The 26,267-nt window shown below is 73.8% G+C and carries 31 protein-coding genes and 1 tRNA gene; 19 read left to right on the top strand and 13 right to left on the bottom strand.

Annotated elements, in window-relative coordinates:
• The first annotated feature begins 57 nt into the window (after positions 1-57).
• Positions 58-1,110, top strand: a complete 1,053-nt coding sequence (gene hisC / locus KPL57_RS33635) for a histidinol-phosphate transaminase (RefSeq protein WP_226354624.1) — start codon at positions 58-60, stop codon at positions 1,108-1,110.
• A 10-nt stretch (positions 1,111-1,120) separates the two neighbouring features.
• On the opposite strand, the gene KPL57_RS33630 is transcribed toward hisC, so the two are convergent.
• Positions 1,121-1,795, bottom strand: coding sequence for a response regulator transcription factor (locus KPL57_RS33630; protein WP_218899298.1), 675 nt, complete (start codon positions 1,793-1,795; stop codon positions 1,121-1,123).
• Between the two features lie 475 nt (positions 1,796-2,270).
• Between KPL57_RS33630 and KPL57_RS70525 the strand changes: the two genes are divergently transcribed.
• Positions 2,271-3,866, top strand: a complete 1,596-nt coding sequence (locus KPL57_RS70525) for a glycoside hydrolase family 16 protein (RefSeq protein WP_226354623.1) — start codon at positions 2,271-2,273, stop codon at positions 3,864-3,866.
• A gap of 68 nt (positions 3,867-3,934) precedes the next feature.
• On the opposite strand, the gene KPL57_RS33620 is transcribed toward KPL57_RS70525, so the two are convergent.
• The 4 genes from KPL57_RS33620 to KPL57_RS33605 are packed head-to-tail and all read right to left on the bottom strand — an operon-like array spanning position 3,935 to position 8,469.
• Positions 3,935-5,965, bottom strand: coding sequence for a M3 family metallopeptidase (locus tag KPL57_RS33620; RefSeq protein WP_226354622.1), 2,031 nt, complete (start codon positions 5,963-5,965; stop codon positions 3,935-3,937).
• Positions 5,966-5,991: 26 nt separating this feature from the next.
• Positions 5,992-6,501 carry a GNAT family N-acetyltransferase gene (locus KPL57_RS33615; RefSeq protein WP_226354621.1) on the bottom strand — a complete coding sequence of 170 codons (510 nt, stop codon included), beginning with the start codon at positions 6,499-6,501 and terminating at the stop codon, positions 5,992-5,994.
• Complete coding sequence (locus KPL57_RS33610) at positions 6,498-6,974, bottom strand: SRPBCC family protein (RefSeq protein ID WP_226354620.1); 477 nt, start codon at positions 6,972-6,974, stop codon at positions 6,498-6,500. Before KPL57_RS33610 ends, KPL57_RS33615 begins: the two co-directional genes overlap by 4 nt.
• Complete coding sequence (locus tag KPL57_RS33605) at positions 6,967-8,469, bottom strand: GMC family oxidoreductase (protein WP_226354619.1); 1,503 nt, start codon at positions 8,467-8,469, stop codon at positions 6,967-6,969. Before KPL57_RS33605 ends, KPL57_RS33610 begins: the two co-directional genes overlap by 8 nt.
• A 19-nt stretch (positions 8,470-8,488) precedes the next feature.
• Here KPL57_RS33605 and KPL57_RS33600 point away from each other — a divergent pair, with 19 nt between their 5' ends.
• Positions 8,489-9,745, top strand: coding sequence for a M18 family aminopeptidase (locus tag KPL57_RS33600; protein WP_226354618.1), 1,257 nt, complete (start codon positions 8,489-8,491; stop codon positions 9,743-9,745).
• 9 nt (positions 9,746-9,754) lie between these two features.
• Here KPL57_RS33600 and KPL57_RS33595 read toward each other — a convergent pair whose 3' ends face one another.
• Complete coding sequence (locus KPL57_RS33595; protein WP_226354617.1) at positions 9,755-10,162, bottom strand: YccF domain-containing protein; 408 nt, start codon at positions 10,160-10,162, stop codon at positions 9,755-9,757.
• Between the two features lie 66 nt (positions 10,163-10,228).
• Between KPL57_RS33595 and KPL57_RS33590 the strand changes: the two genes are divergently transcribed.
• Positions 10,229-11,098 (top strand): oxygenase MpaB family protein, encoded by an 870-nt coding sequence (locus tag KPL57_RS33590; RefSeq protein ID WP_226354616.1) that lies wholly within the window; start codon positions 10,229-10,231, stop codon positions 11,096-11,098.
• Between the two features lie 115 nt (positions 11,099-11,213).
• Here the strand turns inward: KPL57_RS33590 and KPL57_RS33585 are convergent, their stop codons facing one another.
• Positions 11,214-11,567 (bottom strand): hypothetical protein, encoded by a 354-nt coding sequence (locus KPL57_RS33585; RefSeq protein ID WP_226354615.1) that lies wholly within the window; start codon positions 11,565-11,567, stop codon positions 11,214-11,216.
• A gap of 21 nt (positions 11,568-11,588) precedes the next feature.
• On the opposite strand from KPL57_RS33585, the gene KPL57_RS33580 reads away from it, so the two are divergent.
• Entirely contained in the window at positions 11,589-11,999 is a 411-nt protein-coding gene (locus KPL57_RS33580; protein ID WP_226354614.1) for a hypothetical protein, read from the top strand.
• A gap of 32 nt (positions 12,000-12,031) precedes the next feature.
• On the opposite strand, the gene KPL57_RS33575 is transcribed toward KPL57_RS33580, so the two are convergent.
• On the bottom strand, positions 12,032-12,532 hold the full coding sequence (locus tag KPL57_RS33575) for a DinB family protein (RefSeq protein ID WP_226354613.1): 501 nt from the start codon (positions 12,530-12,532) through the stop codon (positions 12,032-12,034).
• Positions 12,533-12,598: 66 nt separating this feature from the next.
• Here KPL57_RS33575 and KPL57_RS33570 point away from each other — a divergent pair, with 66 nt between their 5' ends.
• Genes KPL57_RS33570 through KPL57_RS33555 form a run of 4 tightly spaced genes read left to right on the top strand, consistent with a single transcriptional unit; the run spans position 12,599 to position 14,316 of the window.
• Entirely contained in the window at positions 12,599-13,057 is a 459-nt protein-coding gene (locus KPL57_RS33570) for an SRPBCC family protein (protein WP_226354612.1), read from the top strand.
• 53 nt (positions 13,058-13,110) lie between these two features.
• Positions 13,111-13,533, top strand: coding sequence for a DUF6194 family protein (locus tag KPL57_RS33565; protein ID WP_226354611.1), 423 nt, complete (start codon positions 13,111-13,113; stop codon positions 13,531-13,533).
• 9 nt (positions 13,534-13,542) lie between these two features.
• On the top strand, positions 13,543-13,737 hold the full coding sequence (locus tag KPL57_RS33560) for a hypothetical protein (protein WP_226354610.1): 195 nt from the start codon (positions 13,543-13,545) through the stop codon (positions 13,735-13,737).
• Positions 13,738-13,758: 21 nt separating this feature from the next.
• Positions 13,759-14,316: a nitroreductase family protein gene (locus tag KPL57_RS33555; RefSeq protein WP_226354609.1), complete on the top strand. Its 558-nt coding sequence runs from the start codon at positions 13,759-13,761 to the stop codon at positions 14,314-14,316.
• Here KPL57_RS33555 and KPL57_RS33550 read toward each other — a convergent pair.
• The 3 genes from KPL57_RS33550 to KPL57_RS33540 all read right to left on the bottom strand — a co-directional run bounded on the left by KPL57_RS33550 (position 14,294) and on the right by KPL57_RS33540 (position 16,064).
• Positions 14,294-14,833 carry a hypothetical protein gene (locus tag KPL57_RS33550; protein ID WP_226354608.1) on the bottom strand — a complete coding sequence of 180 codons (540 nt, stop codon included), beginning with the start codon at positions 14,831-14,833 and terminating at the stop codon, positions 14,294-14,296. The genes KPL57_RS33555 and KPL57_RS33550 overlap by 23 nt on opposite strands.
• A gap of 396 nt (positions 14,834-15,229) precedes the next feature.
• Positions 15,230-15,315, bottom strand: a tRNA-Ser gene (locus KPL57_RS33545).
• 23 nt (positions 15,316-15,338) lie between these two features.
• Complete coding sequence (locus KPL57_RS33540) at positions 15,339-16,064, bottom strand: class I SAM-dependent methyltransferase (RefSeq protein ID WP_226354607.1); 726 nt, start codon at positions 16,062-16,064, stop codon at positions 15,339-15,341.
• An 83-nt stretch (positions 16,065-16,147) separates the two neighbouring features.
• On the opposite strand from KPL57_RS33540, the gene KPL57_RS33535 reads away from it, so the two are divergent.
• Both KPL57_RS33535 and KPL57_RS33530 read left to right on the top strand, forming a co-directional pair.
• The gene (locus tag KPL57_RS33535) at positions 16,148-17,011 is read left to right on the top strand and encodes an AraC family transcriptional regulator (protein ID WP_226354606.1); all 864 of its coding nucleotides are present in this window, start codon (positions 16,148-16,150) and stop codon (positions 17,009-17,011) included.
• Positions 17,012-17,091: 80 nt separating this feature from the next.
• Entirely contained in the window at positions 17,092-18,027 is a 936-nt protein-coding gene (locus KPL57_RS33530; protein ID WP_226354605.1) for a neutral zinc metallopeptidase, read from the top strand.
• Here the strand turns inward: KPL57_RS33530 and KPL57_RS33525 are convergent.
• Positions 18,024-18,614 (bottom strand): TetR/AcrR family transcriptional regulator, encoded by a 591-nt coding sequence (locus tag KPL57_RS33525; protein ID WP_226354604.1) that lies wholly within the window; start codon positions 18,612-18,614, stop codon positions 18,024-18,026. The two genes, KPL57_RS33530 and KPL57_RS33525, sit on opposite strands and share 4 nt — an antisense overlap.
• Positions 18,615-18,696: 82 nt before the next feature.
• Here KPL57_RS33525 and KPL57_RS33520 point away from each other — a divergent pair, with 82 nt between their 5' ends.
• Both KPL57_RS33520 and KPL57_RS33515 read left to right on the top strand, forming a co-directional pair.
• On the top strand, positions 18,697-19,551 hold the full coding sequence (locus tag KPL57_RS33520) for an alpha/beta fold hydrolase (protein ID WP_226354603.1): 855 nt from the start codon (positions 18,697-18,699) through the stop codon (positions 19,549-19,551).
• The gene (locus KPL57_RS33515) at positions 19,548-20,165 is read left to right on the top strand and encodes a VC0807 family protein (protein WP_226354602.1); all 618 of its coding nucleotides are present in this window, start codon (positions 19,548-19,550) and stop codon (positions 20,163-20,165) included. Before KPL57_RS33520 ends, KPL57_RS33515 begins: the two co-directional genes overlap by 4 nt.
• On the opposite strand, the gene KPL57_RS33510 is transcribed toward KPL57_RS33515, so the two are convergent.
• The gene (locus KPL57_RS33510; protein ID WP_226354601.1) at positions 20,158-20,844 is read right to left on the bottom strand and encodes a GNAT family N-acetyltransferase; all 687 of its coding nucleotides are present in this window, start codon (positions 20,842-20,844) and stop codon (positions 20,158-20,160) included. The genes KPL57_RS33515 and KPL57_RS33510 overlap by 8 nt on opposite strands.
• A gap of 54 nt (positions 20,845-20,898) precedes the next feature.
• On the opposite strand from KPL57_RS33510, the gene KPL57_RS33505 reads away from it, so the two are divergent.
• The 6 genes from KPL57_RS33505 (at position 20,899) to KPL57_RS33480 (ending at position 26,255) form a co-directional block, all read left to right on the top strand.
• Positions 20,899-21,885 (top strand): NAD(P)H-quinone oxidoreductase, encoded by a 987-nt coding sequence (locus KPL57_RS33505; RefSeq protein ID WP_226354600.1) that lies wholly within the window; start codon positions 20,899-20,901, stop codon positions 21,883-21,885.
• Between the two features lie 15 nt (positions 21,886-21,900).
• Entirely contained in the window at positions 21,901-22,449 is a 549-nt protein-coding gene (locus KPL57_RS33500; protein ID WP_226354599.1) for a bacterial proteasome activator family protein, read from the top strand.
• 87 nt (positions 22,450-22,536) lie between these two features.
• Positions 22,537-23,403, top strand: a complete 867-nt coding sequence (locus KPL57_RS33495; protein WP_179761407.1) for an ABC transporter permease — start codon at positions 22,537-22,539, stop codon at positions 23,401-23,403.
• Positions 23,404-23,409: 6 nt separating this feature from the next.
• Positions 23,410-24,162, top strand: coding sequence for an ABC transporter ATP-binding protein (locus KPL57_RS33490; protein ID WP_226354598.1), 753 nt, complete (start codon positions 23,410-23,412; stop codon positions 24,160-24,162).
• Entirely contained in the window at positions 24,159-25,064 is a 906-nt protein-coding gene (locus tag KPL57_RS33485) for a glycosyltransferase family 2 protein (protein ID WP_226354597.1), read from the top strand. Before KPL57_RS33490 ends, KPL57_RS33485 begins: the two co-directional genes overlap by 4 nt.
• A gap of 177 nt (positions 25,065-25,241) precedes the next feature.
• On the top strand, positions 25,242-26,255 hold the full coding sequence (locus tag KPL57_RS33480; RefSeq protein WP_226354596.1) for a hypothetical protein: 1,014 nt from the start codon (positions 25,242-25,244) through the stop codon (positions 26,253-26,255).
• Positions 26,256-26,267: the final 12 nt, after the last annotated feature.

The following is a 26,267-nucleotide window of genomic DNA, read 5'->3' as shown; positions in this document are numbered from 1 at the left end:
CGTCACTCAACCAGAGCACGGGCCCGGGTTCGACCCCCGGCGGATACCGTTGCCGTCATGACGCTGATCCGTCCCGATCTGGACACCCTGCCCGCCTACGTGCCGGGTCGCACCGTCCCCGGGGCGATCAAGCTCGCGAGCAACGAGGTCGCCGCGCCGCCCGCTCCCGCGGTGCTGGAGGCCATCGCCCGCGCCGCCGCAGGTGGCAACCGGTATCCGGACCTCGGCGTCGTCGAGCTGACCGGACGCATCGCGGACCTGTACGCCCTGGCCCCCGAGCGGGTCGCGGTCGGCTGCGGCTCGGTGACGCTGTGCCAGCAGCTCGTGCAGATCGGCTGCCTGGGCCCCGGCGACGAGGTGCTGTTCGCCTGGCGCTCGTTCGAGGCGTACCCGATCGTGACCCAGATCGGCGGGGCGGAGATCCGCACCGTGCCGCTGGACCCCGACTTCCGCCACGACCTCGTCGCGATGGCCGCCGCCGTCACCGAGCGGACCCGGGTGGTGTTCGTGTGCAGCCCGAACAACCCGACCGGCCCGGCCGTGCACCGCGACGAGTTCGTCCGGTTCCTGGGCGCCGTGCCGTCGGACGTGCTGGTGGTGCTCGACGAGGCCTACGCCGAGTTCGTCACCGACCCCGACGCCGTCAGCGGCCGGCCGCTGCTCGACGACCACCCGAACCTGGTCGTGCTGCGCACCTTCTCCAAGGCCTACCGGCTGGCGGGACTGCGGGTCGGCTACGCCCTGACCTCCGAGGAGATCGCGACCGCGCTGCGCAAGGTGGCGCCGCCGTTCGGGGTCAGCTCGGTCGCCCAGGCGGGTGCCGTCGCCGCGCTGGAGCACCGGGAGGAGATCCTCGCCGACTGCGCCGCCGTCGTCGCCGAGCGGGACCGGGTGGCCGCCGGGCTGCGCGGGTCCGGGTTCACCGTGCCGGAGACCCAGGCGAACTTCGTGTGGCTGCCGCTCGGGGACCGGACCGCTGCGTTCGCGACGCACTGCGGCGAGCGGAAGGTGATCGTGCGCCCGTTCGCCACCGACGGGGTGCGGGTCACCGTGTCCACGCCGGAGGAGAACGACCTGCTGCTCGACGTCGCGTCGTCCTTCGGATCCTGAGAGCCCCGACTCAGCCGTCCAGCTGGTAGCCCAGCCCCCGGATGGTCCTGATCCGCTCGGGACCGATCTTGCGCCGCAGGTAGGACACGTAGACCTGCACCAGGTTGGCCGACACCGGTTCGGTCCAGGCCCGGCGGCCCAGGTCGTCGAGCGCGACCGGCTCGCCCGCCTGCTCGGCCAGCGCGAGCAGCAGCGCGTACTCGGTCGGGGACAGCGCGACCCGGCGGCCGTCGACGAACACCTGGCCGGCGTCGACGTCGACGGACAGGCCGCCGTGCCCGAGCACCGTCGGTGCGGGCAGCCCCGCGGCGGCACGCAGCCGGAGCCGGATCCGGGACGCGAGCTCGTCCGGGACGAACGGCCGGATCAGGAAGTCGTCGCGGTCGCCGCGCAGCATGCCGATCACCCCGGCCCGCCGTTCGCGCGGCACGACGGTGATCACCGGGGTCGGCGGGGACTCGGACTGCACGGCCCCGAGCAGCACCGACGGCTCGGGGCCCGGCAGCTCCATGTCGAGCACGAGCAGGTCGGCGCCGCGGGAGCGCAGGGTGTCCAGCAGCTCGATGCCGTCGGCGACGACGACGAGGTCCACGCCCTCGGCGGCGAGGTCCTGGCGCAGCCCGCGGCCGAGCGAGGCGGTGCCCGCCGACGGCGGCAGGGCCAGCAGCACGCTGAGCGCGCGCATCTCGGCACGGGGCGCGGGGATCGGGAGGGACGGCGAGACGGGGGGAGCGTGATCGTTCACAGATCCTGCGGAGGTCGGGGAGCGGGGAGCTCGGGAGGTCGTGCGGGGAGCACCGGGGAGGCACGGCCACTGTTCCTCGACCGGCAGCCCGTCACAATCGGCTAACGGTGCGACGTACCGTGACCGCTTAGCCCGAACGAGTGATCCTGAGAGTCTCGTTGCTCTGTTCGGCCCAGCATTACTGCCGAAATGGCGGGATCTTGCTCTTCGGCGCTCTCCGTCGACCTGTCGGCGCGGAGACGCAACCACCCTTCTCAGCGAGGGTGTTCACACTCGGTCACCCTACCTAGAGTCCCTCCTCATGCGACGGAAGAGTTCCGCTGCGGCTGATCAGGTCGACCCCCGCGACCTGATCGCGCGACTCGCCGCCGAGCACAGCTCCCCCTCTGTGCCGTCTCCCCGGGGCAGGCATGCCGTGTCCTCCGCCCCGGCGGACGACGCGGCCCGATCCGCCGTGCCCGCGGCCACCCTGCTCGAGGACAGGGTGAGCGCCTCCGGGCGGCACCGCGTCCTCGACGCCGGGTACGACGACACCGACCCCGACACCCCCGACGACACCGGTGCCGCCGTCACGGCGGACTCCCCCACCGGTGCCACGACGGCGGACGCCGGGCGGATCACCTGGGCCGACACGGCCGACCCCGGCCCGTGGGCGCCGGGCGGCGGCGCGACCGGCAGCGGCTCCCACGCCGCCGCCGGGGACACCGCGGTGACCGGGACGGGCGCGCACGCCGTGCCCACCGCCCGGACCCCGGGCCGTCGGGCGCGGCGGTCCGCGCCGTCGTCGGCGGCCGGGCTGTCCGGTGTGGAGCTGTTCGGCGGGTCGTCCCCGGCCGAGGAGCCCGCGGCCCCGCAGGCCGAGGTGCCCGCGCCGCGCAACGAGGTCACCGGCGGGGCCATCGCCGGCCTGCACGAACCCGAGGTGTCGGGGACGGGCTCGGTCGTCGCGGTCGACCGGTCACGCCCCGCCCGCTCCCGTGTCCGCCGGTTCGCCCCGCTGGGCGTCGGCGCCGCCGCGGTGCTCGCCGCGACGATGGTGCTGACGCTGCTGCAGCCCGGCACCGAGGACCCGTCGCTGTCCGCGGCGATGGTGAACGACTCGTCGCGCCGGTCGGCGTCGGACACCGCGCTGTCCGCCGGCCCGGTGCTGGCCAACGGGGGCGGCTCCGCACTCGGCGACGCCGCGCAGGGTGCGTCCGGTCAGATCGGCCAGGCCCTCGCCGCGCAGGAGGCCGCCGAGCGTCGCGCCGAGGAGCGCCGCCGCGAGGCCGCCGAGCGGGCACGGGCCGCCGCGAGCTCCGGTGGTTCCGGGAGCTCCGGGAACTCGGGCGGGGCCCCCGCCGCCGGTCCGGTCGGTGGCGCCGTCCAGGTCGCCGGCGACGGCATCCAGGCCGCGCTCAAGATGGGCTGGCAGGCCATCGGTGGCGACGAGTTCCTCGGGTCCACCCTCGGGAGCAACTGGTCGCCGTACAACGGCGCCGGCCACGACGGCCAGGGCCGCCGCACCTCCGACGCGATCTCGGTGGAGAACGGCAACCTCGTCATCCGCGGCGACTCGCAGGGCAACACCGGCGGCATGGCCTGGGGCACCTCCCAGAAGTACGGCAAGTGGGAGATGCGCGCCCAGTTCCCCAAGGGCGACAAGCAGTACCACCCGGTGCTGCTGCTGTGGCCGAGCGAGGTGTCCTGGCCGGAGGGCGGCGAGATCGACTTCGCCGAGACCACCAGCGCCAGCGACGACGTGTCCTTCTTCCTGCACTACGGCAGCTCGAACTCGCAGAAGGACGCCAAGAAGCAGCTCGACATCACCCAGTGGCACAACTACGCCGTGGAGTGGACCCCGGACGCGATCGTCGGCTACGTCGACGGCGTCGAGTGGTTCCGCTCCGAGGACCCGAACACGTTCCCCCCGGGTCCGATGCACGCCACGATCCAGCTCGACTACTTCCCCGACGGCGGCTCGCCGGAGCCGTCGGAGATGCGGGTCGCCTGGATGCGCCAGTACAAGTAGCACTCCGCACCACGACCGCCCGCCGCCCGGCGCTCCCCACCGGACGGCGGGCGGTCGTGTGTACCGGGTCAGCCGGCCAGACCGCGCCGCGCCAGCAGCGGCGCGATCTCCGGGTCACGGCCGCGGAACGCGCGGTAGGCCTCCATCGCGTCCACGGCACCGCCGCGGGACAGCACCTCGCGGCGGAACCGGTCGCCGTTCTCCCGGCGCAGGCCGCCGTGCTCGCCGAACCAGGCGACGGTGTCGGCGTCGAGCACCTCGGCCCAGATGTAGGAGTAGTACGCCGCCGCGTACCCGCTGCCGCCGAACACGTGGTTGAAGTAGGTGCTGCGGTAGCGCGGCGGGACCAGCGGGTGCGCGGCCCCGGCCGCCTCCAGCGCCTGCTGCTCGAACGCGAGCACGTCGGTGATCCCGGCGGCCTCGGCCGGGGACAGCCGGTGCCACGCCTGGTCCAGCAGCGACGCGGCCAGGTACTCCGTCGTCGCGAAGCCCTCGCCGTACCCGCGGGCGGACTGCGACGCGGCCAGCAGCTCGTCGGGCAGCGGCTCGCCGGTCACGTGGTGGCGGGCGAACGAGGTGAGGACCTGCGGGTCCTCCAGCCACATCTCGTTGACCTGGCTGGGGAACTCGACGAAGTCGCGCGGCACCGACGTCCCGGAGAACGTCGGGTACTCCACCTCGGAGAACAGCCCGTGCAGGGCGTGCCCGAACTCGTGGAACAGCGTGCGGACCTCGTCGAGGGTGAGCAGCGCGGGCTCCCCGGCCGGAGGCTTGTTCAGGTTCAGCGTGTTCAGCACGACCGGGCGCGTCCCGAGCAGCGACGACTGATCGACCAGCGAGTTCATCCACGCCCCGCCGCGCTTCGACGGCCGCGCCCACAGGTCGGCGCCGAACAGCCCGAGCGGCTCGCCGTCGCTGTCACGGACCTCCCACCAGCGCACGTCCGGGTGGTAGGCGGGCAGGTCGGTGCGCTCGGTGAAGGTGATCCCGTACAGCCCGGACGCGGCGCGGAACACGCCGTCGGTGATCACCCGGTCGAGCTCCAGGTACGGGCGCAGCGCGGCGTCGTCGACGGCGTAGCGCTCGCGGCGCACCCGCTCCGCCTCGAACGCCCAGTCCCACGGCTCCAGGTCGCCCTCGACACCGCCGGCCAGCTCCGCGGCCTCCCGGTCGGCGTTGGCGACGGCGGCGGGGACCAGCGACTCCAGCATCGCGACGGCGGCCTCCGCCGTCCCCGCGGTCGCGTCGTCGATCACGTACGACGCGTGGTCGGGGTACCCGAGCAGCGCGGCCCGTTCGGCGCGCAGCCGCACGATCGCGAGGACGGTGTCACGGGTGTCGTGCTCGCCGCCCTGCCCACGCCCGGTGGACGCACGGAACAGCTCCTCGCGCAGCGACCGGTCGGTGAGCACCGCCAGTGCGGGCTGCGCGGTCGGCAGGACCAGGGTGATCAGCCAGCCGTCGTCGTGGCCGCGTTCGGCCGCGGCGGTCGCGGCGGCGGCGACCGCGTCGTCGGACAGGCCACCGAGCCGGTCGCGGTCGGTGACGTGCACGGCCGCGGCGTTCGCCCCGGCCAGCAGCGCCGCACCGAACCGGGTGGTCAGCCCGGACAGCTCCGCGTTCAGTTCCCGCAGCCGGGCCTGCTCGTCGGGACCGAGCCGGGCCCCGGCACGCACCATGTCGCGGTGGTGGCGCTCGAGCAGCCGCAGCGACTCGGCGTCGAGACCGAGGTCGTGGCGACGGGCGTGCAGCGCGTCGATCCGGGCGAACAGGCCCGGGTCCAGCGCGATCGCGTCGGCGTGGGCGGCGAGCATCGGCGCGACCTGCGCCTCGATCTCGCGCACCGCGGGCGAGGAGTCCGCCGAGACGCGCGTGTAGAACAGCCGCGCCACCCGGTCCAGCGTGGCACCGGAGCGCTCCAGGGCGACGACGGTGTCGTCGAAGGTCGGCCCGCCCTCCCCCGCGACGATCGCCGCCACCTCGGCGCGCTGCTCGGCCGTCCCGGCCTCGAACGCGGGCAGGTAGTGCTCGTCGGTGATCCGGGAGGTGTCGGGCAGCCCCCACGGCAGCGCGCTCGGGGCGAGGAACGGGTTGCTCATGGGCCCGACCCTACGGCCGGGGACCGTCAGGAACCGGCCAGTTCACGGCGCATCGCGAGCCGCGGCCACACGTCGAGACCGCGCGCGGCCTCGTGCTCCCGGATCGCGCGCAGCCCCGGGCCGGGCGCGATCAGCTCACGGAAGCCGAGCCGCACCCAGTGCGGGCCGTTCCACGGCACGTCCCGGTAGGTGGTGAGGGTCAGCGCGGGCAGCCCGCGGTCCCGGGCCCAGCCGGCGAGGTGCTCGACCAGGCCCTCCCCGATCCGCCGTCCGCGCTGCGACGGCAGCACCGACACCTGCTCGACGTGCGCACAGCCGTCGACGAGGTCGGCGATCAGGTACCCGACGAGCCCGGCGCCTGCGCTCCTCTCGTCCACCCACGCCCGCCCCGCCACGACGTACGCGGCCAGCACCGCGGCCGGTGGCGGCTCCTCGTCGGCGACGACGTCGAGCCCGATCTCCCGGAACGGCTCGCCCGCGGCGCGCTCGATCTCACGCAGGGCGGGGACGTCGGCGACGCGGGCGGGACGGATCACACCGCGGGATCCTCCACCACCGCGCGGATGCGTTCCAGGGTCGTCCGCATCCCCTCGCGGTTGGTGCGCCCGCGGGCCCACCCCAGCAGTGCCCAGTAGAGCCGGGTGCCGGCCGAGGGCTCCAGCCGGAAGGACTCGGTGACGTCGGTGCCGTCGGTACCGTCCGGAGCGGCGGCCGGGGTGAAGCGGTAGTGCCAGTGGTTGATCGGCCGCCCGGCCACGAGCACGACGAAGCCGAACTCCGAGCCCGGCTCGCAGGCGGTGATCCGGCACTCCGACCAGTAGGTCGGGCCGCGTCCGTTGCGGACGACCTTGCCGCGGAACCGGACACCGACGGCCGGGCCGGTCGCGCCGCCCAGCCACTCGGCGTCGACGGTCTCGGGTGAGAACCGGCCGGTGTTGCGGATGTCGGAGACCAGCTCCCAGATCCGCTCGGCCGGCGCCGCCATGTGGACGGTGACCTCGTCATGCACGGTGTTCCCCCTCGATGCCGCACACCAGGTCGGCGGCGCGCTCCCCGATCATGATCGCGGTCGCGGCCGGTCCGCGCCGCGGCGCGCGGGGCAGGACCGAGGTGTCCGCCACCCGGAGCCCGGTCAGGCCGTGCACCCGCAGGCCGGCGTCGACGACGGCGTCCGGCCCGGTGCCCATCGCGGCGCTGCCGGACAGGTGCACCGAGGTCGTCAGGTGGTCGCGGATCCAGCCGTCGAGCCGGGTGTCGTTGCCGAGCTCCCAGCCGGCGGGGCCGCCGTCGTCGGGGCCCGCGCGGTCCCAGCCCGCGGCGCGCAGGATCTCCGCGGCGATCCGCACCGCGGCCCGCATCCGGTGCCGGTCGGAGGTGGTGAGGAGGTAGCGGAAGTCCAGCCGGGGCGGGTCGTCGTGGTCCGGGGAGGTGATGGCGAGCATCCCGAGGCTGTCCGGGCGCTGCACCGCGCACATCAGGTGCGCCGGCCCGCCGGGTGCGAACGGGTGCGCGAACAGCAGGATCTCCAGGTCACCGGCCGGGTCGGTCCCGGAGTCGAGGTTGAGCGCGGCCTGCGCAGCGACGGCGTCGGCGGGCGGGTCCGGCAGCCCGCTGCGCAACGGCAGGAACACCGCGGGGTGGTCCGACCAGCCACGCCCGACCCCGGGCAGCTCGTGCGCCACCGCGACGCCCGCGGCCCGCAGGGTGTCCTCCGGCCCGATCCCGGAGCGCTGCAGCAGCGCCGGGGTCCCGACCGCGCCCGCGGTCACGACGGTCTCGGCCGCGTGCAGGGTGCGCCCGCCGACGCGCACGCCGATGACCCGGTCGCCGTCGAGTACCAGGGTCTCGACCGGGGTCCCGCCGAACACGGTCAGCGCGTCCTTCCACTCCGCGTTCCCCCACGGCGGCGGCAGGTAGGCGGTGGCGGCGCTGACCCGGCGCCCGTCGACGGCGTTGGTCGGGATCGGACCCGCACCGGGTGGGCCACCGGCGTTCTTGTCCGGCTCCTCGGGGTAGCCGAGCGCGAGGCAGGCGGCCAGGAACGGGTCGGTCGTCGCGGCCCGCAGCCGGCCCGAGGGCCGCGAGATGCGCAGCGGACCGGCGTCGCCGTGCCGGTCGGAGGTGCAGAAGTCGAGGTCGCGCTCCAGCCGCCGGTAGAACGGCAGGACGTCGTCGTAGGACCAGCCCGGGACGCCCCAGTCCGCGAAGTCGGCCGGGACGGCCCGCACGAAGTAGCCGCCGTTGATCGCGCCGGAACCGCCCAGTACGCGTCCACGCGGCACGGTGCACTCCCGGCCCTGGCACAGCGTCGCCCGGTAGGCCCAGTTCAGGACGTGGCCGGGGGCGGTCGCGGCGAGCGAGGCGATCGGCGTCGAGTCCGGTGGGACGACGACGTCACCCGCCTCGACCAGCGCCGTCCGCAGCCCGCGCCCGGCGAGCCTGCCCGCGAGCGTGCACCCGGCGGACCCGGCACCCACCACCACCACGTCGAAGCTCTCGGTCATTGCTGCCAGGATGCCCCACGTGACCGACGCTGCACGTGACCTCGCCTCGTTCCTCACCGCGAGCCCGTCGCCGTACCACGCGGTGGCCGAGGCCGTCCGCCGGTTGTCCGCGGCGGGCTTCACCGAGCAGCGCGAGGACGAGCCGTGGGCCGACGGTCCCGGCGGCCGCTACCTGGTCCGCGACGGCACGGTCCTGGCCTGGTGGCAGCCCGCGTCCGGTCCGGGCGCCCCGCTGCGGATCTTCGCCGCGCACACCGACTCGCCCGGGTTCAAGGTCAAGCCGAACCCCGACGGCGGCGTGGCCGGGTGGCGCCAGGTCGGGGTGGAGGTCTACGGCGGTGCGCTGTGGAACTCGTGGCTGGACCGCGACCTCGGCCTCGCCGGGCGCCTCGCCCTCTACGACGGCCGGGTCGTCCCGGTCCGGGTGGACCGGCCGCTGCTGCGCATCCCGCAGCTGGCGATCCACCTCGACCGCGGCGTGAACCAGGGACTGACCCTGGACCCGCAGCGGCACCTGCTCCCGATCTGGGGTCTCGGCGACCCGGACGGCGGCGACCTGGTCGAGTTCCTCGCCGTGCGCGTCGGCGAGGACCCCGAGGACGTCGCGGCGCACGACCTGTTCACCTACGACCTGACCCCGCCGGCCACCCTCGGCCGCGACGACGAGCTGCTCGCCGCCCCGCGGCTGGACAACCTGGCCTCGGTGCACGCCGGGATCAGCGCGCTGCTCACCGCGGTCGAGCGCGACCCGGGCACCGTCCCGGTGTTCGTCGGGTTCGACCACGAGGAGATCGGCTCGGCCAGCGCGACCGGCGCCGCCGGGCCGCTGCTGGAGACGGTGCTGACCCGGCTGGCCGGCGGGTTCGACGAGCGGCACGCGGTGTTCTCCCGGTCGCGCTGCCTGTCGGTGGACGTCACGCACGCCGCGCACCCCAACCACCTGGACAAGCACGACCCGGACCACCTGTCGGTGCCGAACCGGGGGCCGTCGCTGAAGGTCAACGCGGTGCAGCGCTACGCCACCGACGCGCCGGGCGCGGCCGCCTGGAAGCGGGCCTGCCGCACCGCGGACGTGCCGAACCAGGTGTTCGTCTCGAAGAACACGGTGCCGTGCGGGTCCACCGTCGGGCCGATCATGGCGACCCGGCTGGGCATCCGGACGGTCGACGTCGGCATCCCGGTGCTGTCGATGCACTCGGCGCGCGAGCTGTGCGGGGTGCACGACCCGGGCCTGCTGGCCCGGGCGGGTGTGGAGTTCCTGACCGACGCCGGCTGAGGCCCGCGGTCAGCGCAGCACGGGCTGCCCCGGCATGTAGGTGTCGCTGTCCACGATCCGCGACCCCAGCGGCAGCAGCGAGACCGGGATGAGCTTCAGGTTCGCCCAGGCCAGCGGCAGCCCGATGATCGTGACGGCGAGCGCGAGGGCGGTGGCGATGTGCCCGATCACCAGCCACCAGCCGAACAGCACGATCCACAGCACGTTGCCGATGGTCGACGCGGCCCCCGCGGTGGGGAGGCGCACGACGTCGCGGCCGAACGGCCACAGCGCGTAGAGCCCGATCCGGAACGAGGCGATGCCGAACGGGATGGTCACGACCAGCACGCAGGCGACGATCCCGGCGGCCGTGTAGGCGAGGAACAGCCAGAAGCCGGAGAGGACCAGCCAGACCACGTTCAGGATGAGGCGGAGCATGGTTCCAGCATGCCCGAGCCGGCCGGTTCCCCCTCCGGGATGTCCCGGAGGCCGACCCCGGGTCCGGTGATCGACGTGCGCTCCCGCTCCGCGCGGGGTGTCCTGGAGCACATGGTGGATCACGGTCTGTTCGGCCCCCGCTCGGTGACCTGGCGGGTGCACCTCGAACCCGTGATGTGGGTCGCCGGGATGCGCGCGCTGCTGCTGCAGTCGCTGGACCCGCGGGTGATGCGCGGGACGTACCAGAACTCGGCGCTGTTCGACCCGAAGAAGTCCTACGCACGGTTCCAGCGGACCGTCGAGTTCGTCGGAACCCGCACGTTCGGACCGCTGGCCGACGTCGACCGGGCCGGCGCCCGCGTCCGGCGACTGCACGCCGGGCTGCGCGGGCACGACCCCGACAGCGGGGAGAGCTACCGGATCGACGCCCCGGAGGGCCTGCTCTGGGTGCACGCCGCGGAGATCGAGTCCTACCTGGACGTCGCCCGCCGGTCGGGTCTGCTCGACGACGACTCGGCGGACGCCTACGTCGCCGAGAGCGTCCGGGCCGCCGAGGTGGTCGGCATCGACCCGGCGACCGTGCCGTCGTCGGTGGCCGAGATGGCCGAGTACATGGCCGCGGTGCGCCCCCGGCTGCGGATGACCGACGAGGCCCGCCGCGCGGCCGGGAACCTGTTCGCGCCGCAGGGCGCGGCGCCGCTGCAGGTGCGGCTCGGGATCGCGGGCCTGTCCACCCTCGCCCTGGCCACGCTGCCGCGCTGGGCCCGGCGCCTCTACGGGCTGCCCGGCCTGCCGACGACCGACTGGTCCACGACGCTCACGCTGCGCGGGCTCCGCACCGCCACCGGGGTGCTGCCGGCCGTGCCGGGGCCGCCGGAGATCGAGGAGGCGCGACGGCTGGTGCGGAGCAGCCGTGCGGCCGCGGAATCCGGGTGACCGACGGTCCCTCGTCCCGCCCGGCCGGGTGAGCAGGACGGCGTCGCGTTCCGCGGAACGCGGCCGACCCCGCAGGACGACGGCCCGTCCGGGGCCCACCGCAGCTCGCTCACCCTCACGTTCGACCCGTGATCTCCTCGACGACGCTCTCCCCGGTGCCCGGCCGCGACTCCCAGGCCCAGGTCTCATAGGAACGCAGCCGGCCGTCGTCGAGGACCTCGAGGCGGGCCTCGCAGCGACCCGAGCTGGAGGTTCCGTCGGTGGAGACGTGCACGTAGCGGAAGCGCAGGACGTCGCCGTCGCGGGTACCGGCCAGCCGGCCCAGCCGGACGGCGCCACCGGCGTACTCGGCCCAGATCAGGCCGTCGGCCTCGTGGTAGTCGAAGACGGTGGTCCGCCCGACCTCACCGTCCCCGGAGTTGCTCACGCCGGCGAACCGGCGGCCGTCCACGCTGGGTGCGCTGCTCACCCGGACACCCTGTCACGGAGGATGACGACCGTGGAGTTCCCCGAGACGCGTCGTACGCCGCTGGTCCGGACGTGCACCGACACCGGCGAGGGCCTGTGGAACGAGCTGCTCGGGATCCTGCTGGCGACCGGCACGTCGTTCGACGTCGTCATGGAGGACATGTTCACCGACTGGTCGGTGGAGCGGGTGGTGACGTTCGCGCTGGAGGACGGGCTGCCCGTGCGGCACCCGTTGCTGCTCGTCGTCGACGAGCGGGCGCTGGCCGACCACGACTTCCCCGTCGTCGTCGCCGACCTGCGGGGTGAGCCGGGTCGGACGTTCCGGATCGCCGCCGCGGTGCTCTCCGGCTTCCCGTCGCCCCGCGCCGGGTTCGCCGACCACGCCGACCACGCGGAGCTGCAGCCCGACCGGACGTTCCGCGGGTTCTGCTGAGGGCGCGTTCCGCGGAACGCGGCCGGGCGGTCTCAGACGCCGGTGCTCCCGTCGATCCGCTCGCGGACCAGGTCGGCGTGGCCGACGTGGCGGGCGTACTCGGCGATGACGTGGGTGAGGATCCAGACCACCGACACCGCGTTCCCACCGAGGGAACCGGTGCCGTCCGGCCCCGCCGCCTCGACGACCTCGCGGGCCCGGCCGACCTCCTCCTCCCAGGCGGCGCGGGCCTCGACGATGCCCGCGCTCCCGAGCTCGAACCCGCCGTCGTGGCCGGTCCCGGGCTCGCGCGGGTGCAGCGGCGGCACGTCCTCGCCGCCCAGGACCTGCCGGAACCAGTTCCGTTCGACGGCGGCCAGGTGCTGCACCAGCCCCAGCAGCGTCAGCGACGACGGCGGCACCGACGCCGTCCGCAGCTGCTCGTCGGTCAGGTCGTCGCACTTCCCGACCAGGGTGGCGCGGTAGAAGTCGAGCCAGGCCGTGAGCGTGGTGAGGGCGTCGGCCTGCATCGGGGGGTGGGCGCGGTCGGTCATGCCCGTGATCGTGACAGCGGGGTCCGACATCTTCCGCTCCCGGCCGGGCGGTGGTGCACTGCGGTCGTGACCGACACTCCGCCGACCGTGGTGCGCAGCAGCCGGGAGATCGACGCCGCGCCCGAAACGATCTTCGAACTGATCGCCGACCCCGCCCGCCAGCCCGAGTGGGACGGCAACGACAACCTCGCCGAGGCCGCACCCGGCCAGCGGGTCCGCGCCGTCGGCGACGTCTTCTCGATGCTGCTGACGCAGGGCACCGTGCGGGAGAACCGGGTCGTCGAGTTCACCGAGGGACGCCTGGTGGCCTGGCTGCCGTCGGTGCCGGACAGCCCGCCGCCGGGGCACCTGTGGCGGTGGGAGCTGGAGCCGCTCAACGCCGGCCGGACCCGTGTGACCTGCACCTACGACTGGAGCGGGCTCGACCCGGAGGACACGTTCCGGCAGAAGCGGGCCCGCGACACCACCGCCGACCGGCTGCGCGCGTCGCTCGACCGGCTCGCCGTAGCCGCCGAGAAGATGTGATCCGCGACACTTCCGGCGGACAAACGATCATGGAAAGGTGCTGACCTGGCGGCATGGATGCCGAGCAGGTGATCACCGTTCTGGCCGGGTTCCCCGGCACACGGATCGTCGAGGGCAACGGGGACGCGTTCGCGATCCACGACCCGGACCACGACTACGAGCAGCGCCCCCGGCAGGGCTGGGCGACCGTGGTGCGGTCCGACGTGAACGACACCGCGTCCGACCTCGACCGCCCGGGAGCGTTCCGGCTCAACATCGGGCTGCCCACCGCGCGCTACCGGGAGCTGTTCCCGACCGATCCGGGCATCGACCCGACGACCCGTGACGTGCTGTTCCCGCACCCCGTCTACGCCGCCCACCACTGGGTGGCGGTGGTGGAGCCGGAGACGACCTGGCCGCGGGTGCGGGAGCTGCTCGACGACGCGTACGACTTCGCCGTCCGCAAGCACGGGAACGCGGTCCGGCGGAGAGCCTAGGCTGAGCTGGTGAAACGCCGGTTGATCACGATGCGTGTCGCCCAGGACGATCTCGCGCTGTCGCCCGGCAGAGCCACTGAGCTGGAGCTGGGCGACCCGCTCGACTCGTTCGGCCAGGAGTGGCTGATGGCATCGCACACGGTGACCCTGCTCGACGACGGGACGGCGCTGCTGACCTTCGTGCTGGAGCGGCGAGGCTGGTAGTGCGAGCGGAATGATCGGTGCGTGGACGACACCCCCCGGCTGCACCCGCTGCTGTCCCGGCGCTTCAGCCCGCTCCTGTTCGACGAGGACCACCAGGTGTCCGACGACGAGGTGGCGCTATTGATCGAGGCCGCCCGCTGGGCCCCGTCCGCCGGGAACTCGCAGCCCTGGTCCTTCGTCGCCGGACGCCGCGGCGACGACACGCACCGCCGCATCGTCCGGCACGTACTCGGAGCCTCGCGCGACTGGGCACCGACGGCGGCGGTCCTCGTCGTCAACCTCTGTCACGTTCTCGTCGAGGAGACCGACTGGGAGTACTCGGAGTTCGCGCTCTACGACCTGGGCCAGGCCGTGGCCCACATGACGGTCCAGGCCGCGGCGCTCGGGTTGGCGACCCGCCAGTTCCGGGCGTTCGACCGGGACGGCCTCGCAGCTGAGTTCGACGTGCCCGGGCACTGGCAGGTCACGACCGTGTCGGCGTTCGGGCGCGGTGCCGGCCGACGACCGGAGCGGGAACGTCGCGCGAGCGCGGAACTGCGGTGGAGCGACCGTCATCTCAGGATCGAGCCCCGTGGCTAACCTCCGGGAACGCTGTAGTAGACGACGACTGTGCGTTCGCGGTCTTGATCACCCTGGACAGGATGATCGCTCCCTCATGCGTCAGTCCACCCCCGGCGCGGTGCGGGATAGTGGTCAACAGACCCGCTTTCCGGGCCGCGACCAAGTGCGCTTTGACGGTGCCGGGAGACCGACCCGTGAGTTCTGCCAGGACTCCGCTGGGGTTGTGAACGTTCGTGGTGCACGAGTACGCCATGGCCAACACCGACAGGTACTCCGGAGTCGAGGGGCCGAACGCGGCTGCCGCGTACTTCAGGAGGACGTGGGCCCGCTCCTGCTGATCGCTCGGTTCCGTCGGCGGAGTGAAGACGACCTGACGGAGCACGGTAGAGCTGATCCCCCCGGCCGTGGCGTACCAGTCGGCTCCCTCCGCAGGCTCGATCACCAATCGCGCCGGCCCACGGCTACTGACCTGGTCGTCGTACATCGCTGTGATCGACCATCCGTCGACCACCTGGTTCGTCTTCCGTGTGCCCACGCGCACAATATACACGGCTTGACTTGCCGTATCGGCCTAACGGATTGACATACCGTGTTAATACGAGAGTGCCCCGAGAGACAGGGCATGAGCCAGGGGGTGACCGGACCGCTGCTGAGGTTCAGGACGAGGTCACCCGCTGTCGGAGCGACGGCCGGACACCGTACGACACACCGGAGTCCGAGCCCTGGTCCGCGAGCACCGGGCAATGGGGCAGAGGCCTGGCGCATCAGATGCTCCGTCGTCGACCGTGCGGAAGCAGTCGCAGAGCGGTCGAGTGAGCACGGTCCTACCGGGACCGGCGGAGAGCACGCCTGCAGGCGGTCGTCATCCCGGGTCCGGTGGAACCGCCGAGTGCCACTATGCGGACCGAACCAGGCCCGTGACCTGGCGGTCTGGCGGAAGCGGGGGGATTCGAACCCCCGGTCCTTTCGGACGCCCGCTTTCAAGGCGGGTGCATTCGGCCGCTCTGCCACGCTTCCGCACGGGAGGGTAACGGGACCGCTCAGCGCTCCGCGCGGTAGTAGGTGACCGGCCCCATCCTGGTCGTCCCGTGCCCGACCACCGTCGCGTCGGTGAACCCCGCGGCCGTGAGCAGCTCCGGCACCGGCTGCGCCCCGTGACCGTGCCCGTGGCCGTGCCCGTGACCGCTTTGACCGCCGTGGCCGTGGTCGCCGCGACCGCCGTGCCGGGAGCGGCGGTGGGCCGGGTCGAGGCGGGCCAGCAGCGACAGCGCCTTGTTCACGGTGCGCATCCGTCCGCCGGTGCGCGGGTCGTGGTCGAGGTCGACCAGGTGCAGGCTCCCGCCCGGCGCCAGGACGCGGTGCGCCTCCCGCAGCGCCGCGACCTGGGCGTCGGCGGCGATGTGGTGCAGCATCAGCGGGGAGAGGACCCGGTCGACGCTGCCGTCGTCGAGGGGCAGGTCCTCGGCCACACCGACCTGCAGCTCCAGCTCGACGCCGGCCTCGGCGGCCTTGCGGCGGGCCATGGCGACCGCCTCCGGGTCGGGGTCGACACCGCGCACGGTGGCCGTCGGCACGGCCTCCTTGGCACGCAGCAGGACGTTCCCGGTCCCGCAGCCGATCTCCAGCACCCGGTCCCGCGGGCCGATGCCGGCCTGGGCCAGCAGCCGCCAGTACATCGGGACGGCGCCGCTGAGCCGGGCCACGGTGTCGTAGCCGGGCAGCAGCCGCGAGCTGACGAGCGCGGGCGTGTGGGCGTGCGTGGTCATCGGATCCCCTCGGACGAACTTCGTGTTCTCCATCGACTCTCCCTGGCCTCCGAGCAGGTAACAAGGCACTATCCGTGGCCGTGATGGGACGAAGTTCGGACATCCCGCTGATCGGCTTCGCACACACGCCGGTACCGATCGCGGCGTACCGCGTCGACGGGCCGGTGCAGCTCCCGCGGGTGCAGGGGCCGCACGCGCACGACTTCCTCACCCTCGTGCACGTCGTGCGCGGCACCTGCACCTACCAGGTCGACGGGCAGGTCTGGCGGCTCGCCGAGGGCGATGCGTTCGTCATCGCACCCGGAGCCGTGGTCGACCACGCCGCGGAGACCTCGGCGCCACCCGGCGAGCTGTGGTCGGTCGTCTTCCCCGCGGAGGCGGTCGCACCCGCGTCCTGGCAGGACCATCCGCTGCTCGCGCCGTTCGTCGGGCGCCACCGTGGTGGCGGGCAGCGGATCGGCGTCCCACCGGCGGACCGGGCGACCTGGCGGGCCCGCCTCGTCGACCTCGACGACGAGCTGACCCGCCGCCGCGACGGTCACGCCGAGGCCGCCCGCGCCCACCTCACCCTGCTGCTGGTGGCGCTCGGCCGGCTCATCGACGACGTACCCGCCGAGTCGGGCGACCCGCTGCTCGCGGCGGTGTTCGCCGTCGTCGAGGAGCGGTTCGCCGGGCAGCTGTCGCTGCGCGACGTCGCCGCGGCCGTCGGGCTCACCCCCGGGCACCTGACGACCGTCGTCCGGCGCGGGACCGGGCGGACCGTCCAGCAGTGGATCACCGAGCGCCGGATGCGGGAGGCACGGCGGCTGCTCGCCTCCACCGACCTCCCGGTCGCCGAGGTGGGCGCCCGGGTCGGCTACCCCGACCCCGGCTACTTCGCCCGCCGCTTCCGGGCCGCGCACGGCGTCACCGCCGCGACCTGGCGGGCCGGCTCCGGAACCCCCTGACGGGTGGCGGGGGACGTCCGCGCCGGTGCGGTCCGGCGCGGTGTGGTGGGATTCCCCCGGTCTCATCTCGGGAGGACGACGTGCGGTTCGACGAGAACGCCCGGCTCGACACGTCCGGTGTGGACGACCTGCGCGGATCCGGCAGTGGCCGGGGCGGCGGGGTCGGCGGCCGGGTGGCAGGCGCGGGCGGCGGCCTGGGCCTCGTCGGCGTCATCCTGTACCTGCTGCTGTCGAACTTCGCGGGCGTCGACATGTCCGGCATGGGCGCGGGCGGCGGCTACCCGGGGCTCGACCAGGTCGGCTCCGGCCAGACCGCGGACAACTCGTCGCTGCAGCAGAACTGCGCCACCGGCGCCTCGGCGAACACCTCGACGGACTGCCGCGTCGTCGCCGTCGTCAACTCCCTCGACGACTTCTGGGCCACCCAGTTCTCCTCCGGCTTCACGAAACCCCGGACGAACTTCTTCTCCGGTGGGGTGAGCACCGACGGCTGCGGCTCGGCATCGTCGGACAGCGGGCCGTTCTACTGCCCGGCCGACTCCGAGATCTACATCGACCTCACCTTCTTCCAGGAGCTGCAGACCCGCTTCGGCGCGCAGGGCGGACCGTTCTCGCAGGCCTACGTGATGGCCCACGAGTACGGCCACCACATCCAGAACCTGCTCGGCACCAACCGCAAGGCCGGCAACGACACCGGCCCCACCTCCGGCTCGGTGCGTCTGGAGCTTCAGGCCGACTGCTACGCGGGCGTCTGGACGAACCACGCGACGACGACGCCCGGCCCGTCGGGGCGGCCGCTGATCAGCGAGCTGAACCAGTCCGACATCGACGCCGCCCTCGACACCGCGTCCCGGATCGGCGACGACTACATCCAGTCCAACCTGGGTGGCGGCCGGGTCGACGAGTCGCAGTTCTCCCACGGCAGCTCCGCGCAGCGCGAGAAGTGGTTCACCACCGGCCTGCAGAGCGGCAACCCCGACTCCTGCGACACCTTCGCCGCGCGCAGCCTCGGCTAGGGCCGCAGCCGCCCGAGCTGGTGGTCCAGCACGGCGAGCGCACCGGCACCGTCGGCGTCGCCGAGCAGGACGGACTCCGCGAGGCCACCGGCCAGCGCGAGCAGCACGGTCGCCTCCCGGGCCGGGTCGAGCCCGGTGAGCTCACCGGCGTCGCGGGCCGCGGTGAGCCGCTCGGCGACGGCCGTGTGGACCAGGCGGTTGCCCGTCCGGTAGGTCTCGCGCAGCCGGTCGTCGCCGAGCGCCCGGATGAGGAAGGCGGAGCCGACGCGGGCATCGGTGCGGGCGTCGTCGTCGAGCGGGAGCAGCGCGGTAAGCAGGGCGCGGACCTCCCCCAGCGGCGACGACGGCGCGGCCGCCGCCATCCGGGCGCGCACCCGTCCGTCCACCCGCAGCTGCAGCTGCTGCGCGGCGAAGTCCAGCAGCTCGTCGCGCGAGGCGAAGTAGTGCTGGACCCGGCCCTTCGAGACCCCCGCCTCCTCCGCGACCCGGGCCAGGCTGACCGCCTCCAGCCCCTCGGCCGCGGCGACCCGCCACAGCGCCTCCGCGATCTCCCCACGGCGCTGCCCGTGGTCGACCACCCTCGGCATCTCCACCTCGTTCCGGTCCGATCGGCTTGCAAAAAGCTCCGTCCGCTTTTACAGTCCGATCGTATCGCGAAACGGGGGGACGATGCGCACCGGACACTTCACCGACACCGCGGCCCGGGACCGCTTCCGCGCGCTCCACGACGACGCGGTCGCCGCCCTGGGGCCGACGAGCAGCCGTGACATCACCACCACGCACGGCGTCGTCCGCGTCCTGACCTGCGACGGGCCACCCGAGACACCGTTCGTCCTGCTGCCCGGGGCGGGCTCGCCGGGGGTGGGCTGGGCGCCGAACGTGCCCGCGCTGCGCCGCCGGGCGACCGTGCACCTCGTCGACCCGCTCGGCGGCCCCGGGGCGAGCACCCAGGACGTGCCGCTCCGGTCGGTCGGCGACCAGGTCCGCTGGCTGCGCGGGGTGCTCGACGCGCTCGGCCCGTGCCACCTCGTCGGGACCTCGATGGGTGGGCGTCTGGCGTTCGAGGTCGCCCTCCGCTCCCCGGCCGGGATCCGCACGCTCACCCTGCTCGACCCGGCCCTGACCTTCACACGCATCCCGGCCGGCACGGTGGCCGCCTCGCTCGGTGCGCTGCCGGGTGCCCCGTCGTGGCTGCGCCGCCGGTTCGTCGCCCGGCTGGGTGGCGGCGCCGACGTCGCCGACGACCCGGTCGCCCGGCTGATCGAGGCGGGCCTGTCCGGCTACGCCTCCGCGGTCCCGCTGCCACCGCTGCCCGGCGCCCGGGACGTGGCAGCGGTCGGGGTCCGCAGCCTGGTGCTGCTCGGCGGGCGCAGCACGATGCTCGACGCCGGCCGGGCCCGTGCGCGGGCCGCGCTGTTGCCGCGCGGCACCGTCGAGGTGTGGCCGGACGCCACGCACGCGCTGCCCGGCGAGTTCCCGGAGCGCGTCGCCGAGCGGCTGTCGTCGCTGGTGGCGGCGTCGTGAGGCGCCGGGAGCTCGTGACCACCGTCGTCGGCGACGTCGTGGCGCCGCTGGTGCTGTTCTACGGCCTGCGGGCGGTCGGCGTCGCGGCCGGGCCGGCGCTGCTCGCCGGGGCCGCGGTCCCGGCGGCACGGGCGCTGTGGGGGCTCGTGCGGCACCGGCGCGTCGAGTGGTTCGCGGTGCTCGTGCTCGTCCTGTGCGTGGCGAGCGCGACGACCGCGCTGCTCGGCGGCGGCGACCGCGTCCTGCTCGCCCGCGAGGCCCTGGTGACCGCGGCCCTGGGCGTGGTGATGCTCGCGAGCGTGCCCTCGGCCCGGCCGGTGCTGTTCACGATCGGCAGGCTCACGCTCACCGAGGCCGGCCACAGCCCCGACGACTGGGACCGCCGCTGGGCCTCCTCCGCGCGGTTCCGCGGGATCTGGCGGTGGCTGACGGCCGGCTGGGCCACGGGCCTGTTCCTCGACGCCGCGCTGCGGGTGCTGATCGCGTACACGTTGCCGGTCGACGTGGTGCCCGCGGTGCACGCCGTGCAGTGGTTCGCCGTGCTGGCGGTGCTGCTCGTCGGCGGGCAGGTGTGGCTGCGACTGCCCCGCCACCGCGAGCTGATCTTCAGCTGACCGGCGGGTCGGCAGCGAGGAACCCCGCCAGGTCGGCGGTGTATCCGTCGACGCCGAGCCGCCACCCGGGCCGCACGAACGCCTCCCGCGTGAGCAGCACCCGGTACTCGGTGACCCGGGCGTCGCCGTGGTCGATCGTGGCGGTGCCGTCGTCGCGGTACCCGAGCCGGGCCGACACGGCCGCGGACCTCGGGTTGCCCTCGACGTACTCCGAGCGCGCCGCCAGCGCGCCGAGATAGTCGAAGGCGAAGGCCAGCACCGCGGCCCGCATCTCGGTGCCGTAGCCGCGCCCCTGCGCCCGTCGCACCAGGTACGAGCCGGTCGCGACCTCGCGACGCACGCCGAACCGGTCCCCCACGACGTCCTGCAGGCCGACCACCCGGCCCTCGGCGCGCACGACGAACTGCAGCGTCCACCAGTCCGGTGACGCCTTCGCGCGGTTCGACCAGACGTACTGCGCGATCCCGCGCCCCAGGTGCCGCGGGTCGGCGCGGGTCCACGGGACGCGGAACGGCATCTCCGACGACGGGTGGATCCCGCTCTCGTGCACGGCCGCGACCAGCTCCCGGACCGACGCGTCGTCCTCGACGCGCAGCTCCAGGCGCGGGGTCCGCAGGGTCAGCCCGGACATCGGCCACGGGTCGGGCACCGGGTCGATCGGCGCGGGGAGCACGTCCATCGGTCGACCGTGCCGGATCGCCGACGGGCGCGCCACGGAATACCGTCGGCTCCCATGTGGGCGATCACCCTGACCGAGTACGGCGGACCCGAGCAGATGACGTGGGCGGAGGTGCCCGACCCCGAGCCCGGCCCGGGCGAGGTCGTGCTCGACGTCGTCTCCTCGGCCGTCAACCGGGCCGACCTCCTGCAGGTCCAGGGGAACTACCCGGTCCCGCCCGGCGCGTCGGAGATCCTCGGCCTGGAGTGCGCGGGCCGGATCGCCGCGCTCGGTGACGGCGTGACCGGCTGGTCGGTCGGCGACGAGGTGTGCGCCCTGCTCGCCGGCGGCGGCTACGCGACGAAGGTCGCCGTCCCGGCCCCGCAGCTGCTCCCGGTCCCCGAGGGCGTCTCCCTGACCGACGCCGGCGGGCTGCCCGAGGTCGCCTGCACCGTCTGGTCGAACGTGTTCCTGGAGGGCCGGCTCGCCGAGGGCGAGACGTTCCTGGTCCAGGGCGGCTCGTCGGGCATCGGAACGCACGCGATCCAGGTCGCGAAGGCGTTCGGCGCGCGCGTCGCCGCCACCGCGGGCCACGCCGACCGGATGCGGTTCTGCCGCGACCTGGGCGCCGACATCGTCATCGACTACCACGACGACATCGCCGAGGAGCTGAAGAAGGCCACCGACGGCCACGGCGCCGACGTCATCCTCGACAACATGGGCGCCAAGGGCCTGGCGAACAACCTGTCCGCGCTGGCCCGCGACGGCCGGCTGATGATCATCGGGATGCAGGGCGGAGTGAAGGCCGAGCTCAACATCGGCGCGCTGCTGGCCAAGCGCGGCCACGTCTCGGCGATGGGCCTGCGCGGCCGCCCGGTCGACGGTCCGCACTCGAAGGCCGAGATCGTCGACGGCGTCCGGGAGAACGTCTGGCCGCTGTTCGCCGACGGCCGGGTGAAGCCGGTGATCTTCGAGCGGTTCGCGATGTCCGACGCCGCCGACGCGCACCGCAGGCTGGACGCCGGTGGTGTGACCGGCAAGCTCCTCCTCGTGAACTCCTGAGCGGGCGGGTCCAGAATGGCGGGCATGAGCGACGAGCAGGAGACCCCCGAGGACCGGGTCGTGGTGGTCGGCGCCGACGGGCGTCCGGTGGGCATGGCCTCGGTTCCGCAGGACGACGAGGGGCAGAGCCCCGCGTCGATGGTGGAGCAGCCCGCGAAGGTCATGCGGATCGGCACCATGATCAAGCAGCTGCTCGAGGAGGTGAAGGCCGCGCCGCTGGACGAGGCGTCCCGCGAGCGGCTCAAGGAGATCCACGAGAACTCCGTCAAGGAGCTCGAGGAGGGCCTCGCGCCGGAGCTGCGCGAGGAGCTGCAGCGGCTCAGCCTGCCGTTCACGGCGGACAAGATCCCGTCGGAGGGTGAGCTGCGGATCGCCCAGGCCCAGCTGGTCGGCTGGCTGGAGGGCCTGTTCCACGGAATCCAGACCGCGTTGTTCGCCCAGCAGATGGCCGCCCGTGCCCAGCTCGAGCAGATGCGTCGCGGGCTGCCCCCGGGCGTCGGCGGTGGGCCGGAGCAGGGCGGCGTCCCCGAGGGCATGGGCCGGGGAACCGGGCAGTACCTCTGACGCACGTCGACGACCTGCGGTTTCGCGGTGTCCCGGCCGGGGCCTCCCCTGCCGGGCCCGCGGACGGCGTCTGAGTACCCTCACCGGGTGGCCGTGACCGTGACCGACGAGCCGGGTGACGTCGTCGACCCGTCCGAGGTGTCGAGCCCGCGCAGCTGGCGGCGGGCCTTCGCGGACCTCGCCCAGGGCTGGCGGCAACGGCCGCTGTGGGGCTACCTCGGCTGGCAGGACATCAAGCAGCGCTACCGCCGCTCCGTCCTGGGACCGCTGTGGATCTCCATCAGCATGGGCGTCATCGCCCTCGGCCTGGGGATCCTCTACTCGGCGCTGTTCCAGATCTCGCTGGCGACGTTCCTGCCGCACGTCGCCGTCGGGCTGCTGATCTGGAACTTCGTGTCCGGCTGCATCCTCGAGGGCAGCGAGGTCTTCATCGCCAACGAGGGCCTGATCAAGTTCCTGCCCGCGCCGCTGAGCCTGCACATCTACCGGCTCGTGTGGCGGCAGACGCTGTTCTTCCTGCACAACCTGGTCGTCTGGGTCGTGCTGATGATCGTGTTCCCGCATCCGCTGGGGCTGTCGACGCTGCTGGCGATCCCGGCGTTCGTGCTGCTGGCGATCAACGGCGCCTGGGTCGCGATCCTCGCCGGGATCCTCGCGACCCGGTTCCGGGACATCCCCCCGATCATCGCCAGCGTCACCCAGCTGGTCTTCTACCTGACCCCGATCGTCTGGTCGGTCGACATCCTCAGCGACAACCCGGCCGCGCGCGAGCGCGCCCAGCTGGTCGAGCTGAACCCGGTCTTCCACTTCGTCGAGATCGTGCGCCAGCCGCTGCTCGGCCAGGAGATCGTCGGCCGGTACTGGCTGGTCACGGGCGTGATCACGATCGTCGGCTGGGCCGCGGCCCTGATCTGCCTGCGCAACTACCGCTCCCGCGTCGCGTACTGGGTGTGAACCTCTGTGACTGAACCCCGCATCCGGATCGACCGCGCCGCCGTCGACTTCCCGATCTTCGACGCCAAGACGCGGTCGCTGAAGAAGGCCGTCCTCGGCAAGGCGGGCGGCCGGATCGGCACCGACGCCAAGGTGCCGATCATCGAGGCGCTGCGCGACATCACCGTCAGCCTGGACAAGGGCGCCCGCGTCGCGCTCGTCGGGCACAACGGCGCCGGCAAGTCCACGCTGCTGCGGCTGATGGCCGGCATCTACGAGCCCACCCGCGGCCGCTCGCTGGTCCGCGGGAAGGTCGCGCCCGTCTTCGACCTCGCCGTCGGGATGGACCCGGAGATCTCCGGCTACGAGAACATCCTGATCCGCGGCCTGTTCCTGGGCATGACGCGCAAGCAGATGGAGGCGCGGATCGACGACATCGCCGCCTTCACCGAGCTGGGCGACTACCTGGAGATGCCGCTGCGGGCGTACTCGACGGGCATGCGGGTGCGGCTCGCGCTCGGCGTCGTCACCTCGATCGACCCCGAGATCCTGCTGCTCGACGAGGGCATCGGCGCCGTCGACGCGGAGTTCCTGAACAAGGCCCGCGACCGGCTCCACGAGCTCGTCGACCGCTCCGGGATCCTGGTCTTCGCCTCGCACTCCGACGAGTTCCTCGCCGACCTGTGCGACACCGCGCTGTGGATGGAGCACGGGACGATCAAGGAGTACGGCCCACTGCACGACGTCCTCGACCACTACAAGGGGCGGACCCCGTCGTGACCGGACCGCTCCCGCCCGGCTCGGTCGCCGGCGTCATCGTCACGCGGCACCGGGCCGAGCTGCTCGTCGACTCGCTCGCGGCGATGGCGAAGCAGACCCACCCGCTGGCGCACCTGATCGTCGTCGACAACGGGCCGGACCTGCCCGCGCGCGACGCCGTCGAGGCCTGCCCGCTGCCGACGACGTGGCTCCCCTCGTGGTCCAACCTCGGCGGCGCGGGCGGCTTCGCCCTGGGGATGCTGCACGCACTCGCCATGGGCGCGGACTGGATCTTCCTGGCCGACGACGACGGCCACGCCGCCGACGAGTCCACCCTCGCCACGCTGCTCGACGTCGCGTCGCGGCACGGGCTCGCCGCGGTGTCCCCGGTGGTCGCCGACAAGGCCGACCCGGACCGCCTCGCCTTCCCCCTGCGCCGCGGCGTCACCTGGCACCGGTCCCGCTCGGCGCTGGGCCCCGACGACCTGCTCCCCGGGATCGCCTCGTTCTTCAACGGCGCCCTCTTCCGGGCCTCCACGCTGGAGGTCATCGGGGTGCCGGACCTGCGCCTGTTCGTCCGCGGCGACGAGGTGGAGATGCACCGCCGGATGGTCCGGTCCGGGCTGCCCTTCGGCACCGCGCTGCAGGCCACCTACCTGCACCCCTACGGCTCCGACGAGTTCAAGCCGATGCTCGGGGGGCGGCTGCACGCCCAGGACCCGGGCGACGAGGTCAAGCGCTACTACACCTACCGCAACCGGGGCTACCTGATGTCCCAGCCCGGGATGCGCAGGATCGGCCTCCTGGAGCTGCCGCGGTTTGCCTGGTACTTCCTGGTCACGAAACGCGACCCCCGAGGGTTCCGCGACTGGCTCACCCTCCTGAGACAGGGCCGCCGGGAACAGTTCCACCGCGCCCCCTGACCGTCGCCCCCACAGCCCACGATCTGGCGTGGCGACCGGTGACGTCGTGCGGCGACCACCGCGGCGGGTGCCGCGGGATGTGACGGGTCGCCACGAACCTGTCCACAACCGGCAGGTTCATCCACAGGGCGGTGGGGATGTCGGTGGCCGGTGTCGGGCGGCGGCAGTGTCGGGGGCATGGATCGCCTCGACCACCTGCCTCCGGATCCGGCCGGGCTCCTGCACCGGTCGGCGTTGCTGGGCGCGGGCCTCGCCGTCGACGAGATCGACCGCCTCGTCCGCGCCCGCGTGCTCGTCCCGGTCCGGCGGGGCTCCTACCGGCTCGGTGACGACCAACCGCGCTCGCCGGTGCAGGCCCACCTGCTCCGAGCCCGGGCCACCGCGCCGCACCTCGCTCCCGGCTCGGTCCTCGGCCATGTCACCGCGGCCCTCGTCCTCGGGCTCCCGGTCTGGAACCTGCCTCTCGACCGGGTGCACGCCGTACGGGAACGCAGCACCGGTGGCGGCCGGAACCGCCATGGCACCTCCGTGCACCGGGCTCCGCTACCGGCCGACGACGTCCGCGAGCTCGACGGCCTGCTGGTCACCTCGCCGGCCCGGACACTCGTCGACCTGGCTCGGACGGTACCCGCCGAGCAGACGCTGGTGACGGTCGATGCGGCCCTGCACCAGCACGTCCGGCCGCGACCGCGGTCCGAGCCCCGGCCGGCCGGCGCGACCACGGTCGACGAGCTGTCCGAGGTGCTCTCCCGGTTCGGCGGACGCGTCGGCACGCCCGCGGCACGGCGTGTCATCGCGCTGGCGCACGCCCGCTCCGAGAGCCCCGGTGAATCGCGTAGCCGGTTCCGGATGCACCTCGCGAGCCTCCCGGCCCCGGCGACCCAGTGGGAGGTCCCCGGTCTGCCGTTCCGCACCGACTTCGCCTGGCCGGAGCACGGAGTGGTCGGGGAGTTCGACGGCCGGGTCAAGTACGGCCGCTCGCTGCGGTCCGGTCAGGATCTCGGTGAGGTGCTCTGGGAGGAGAAGCGGCGGGAGGACCTCATCCGTTCCGCGGGCCTGACCGCCGTGCGATGGGTCTGGTCCGACCTCGCCGACGGCAGCATGGTCGCCCGCCTCGCCCACCGTCTCGGGACCACACGGCACCCCGTCACGTCGCGTGGCACCCCGCGCGGCGGTCGCCGCGCGACGTGACCGGTCGCCACG

It is taken from the genome of Pseudonocardia sp. ICBG601 (assembly GCF_020496245.1).
The sequence above is the reverse complement of the archived record's forward strand: the minus strand, read 5'-3'. Positions and strand labels throughout refer to the sequence as shown.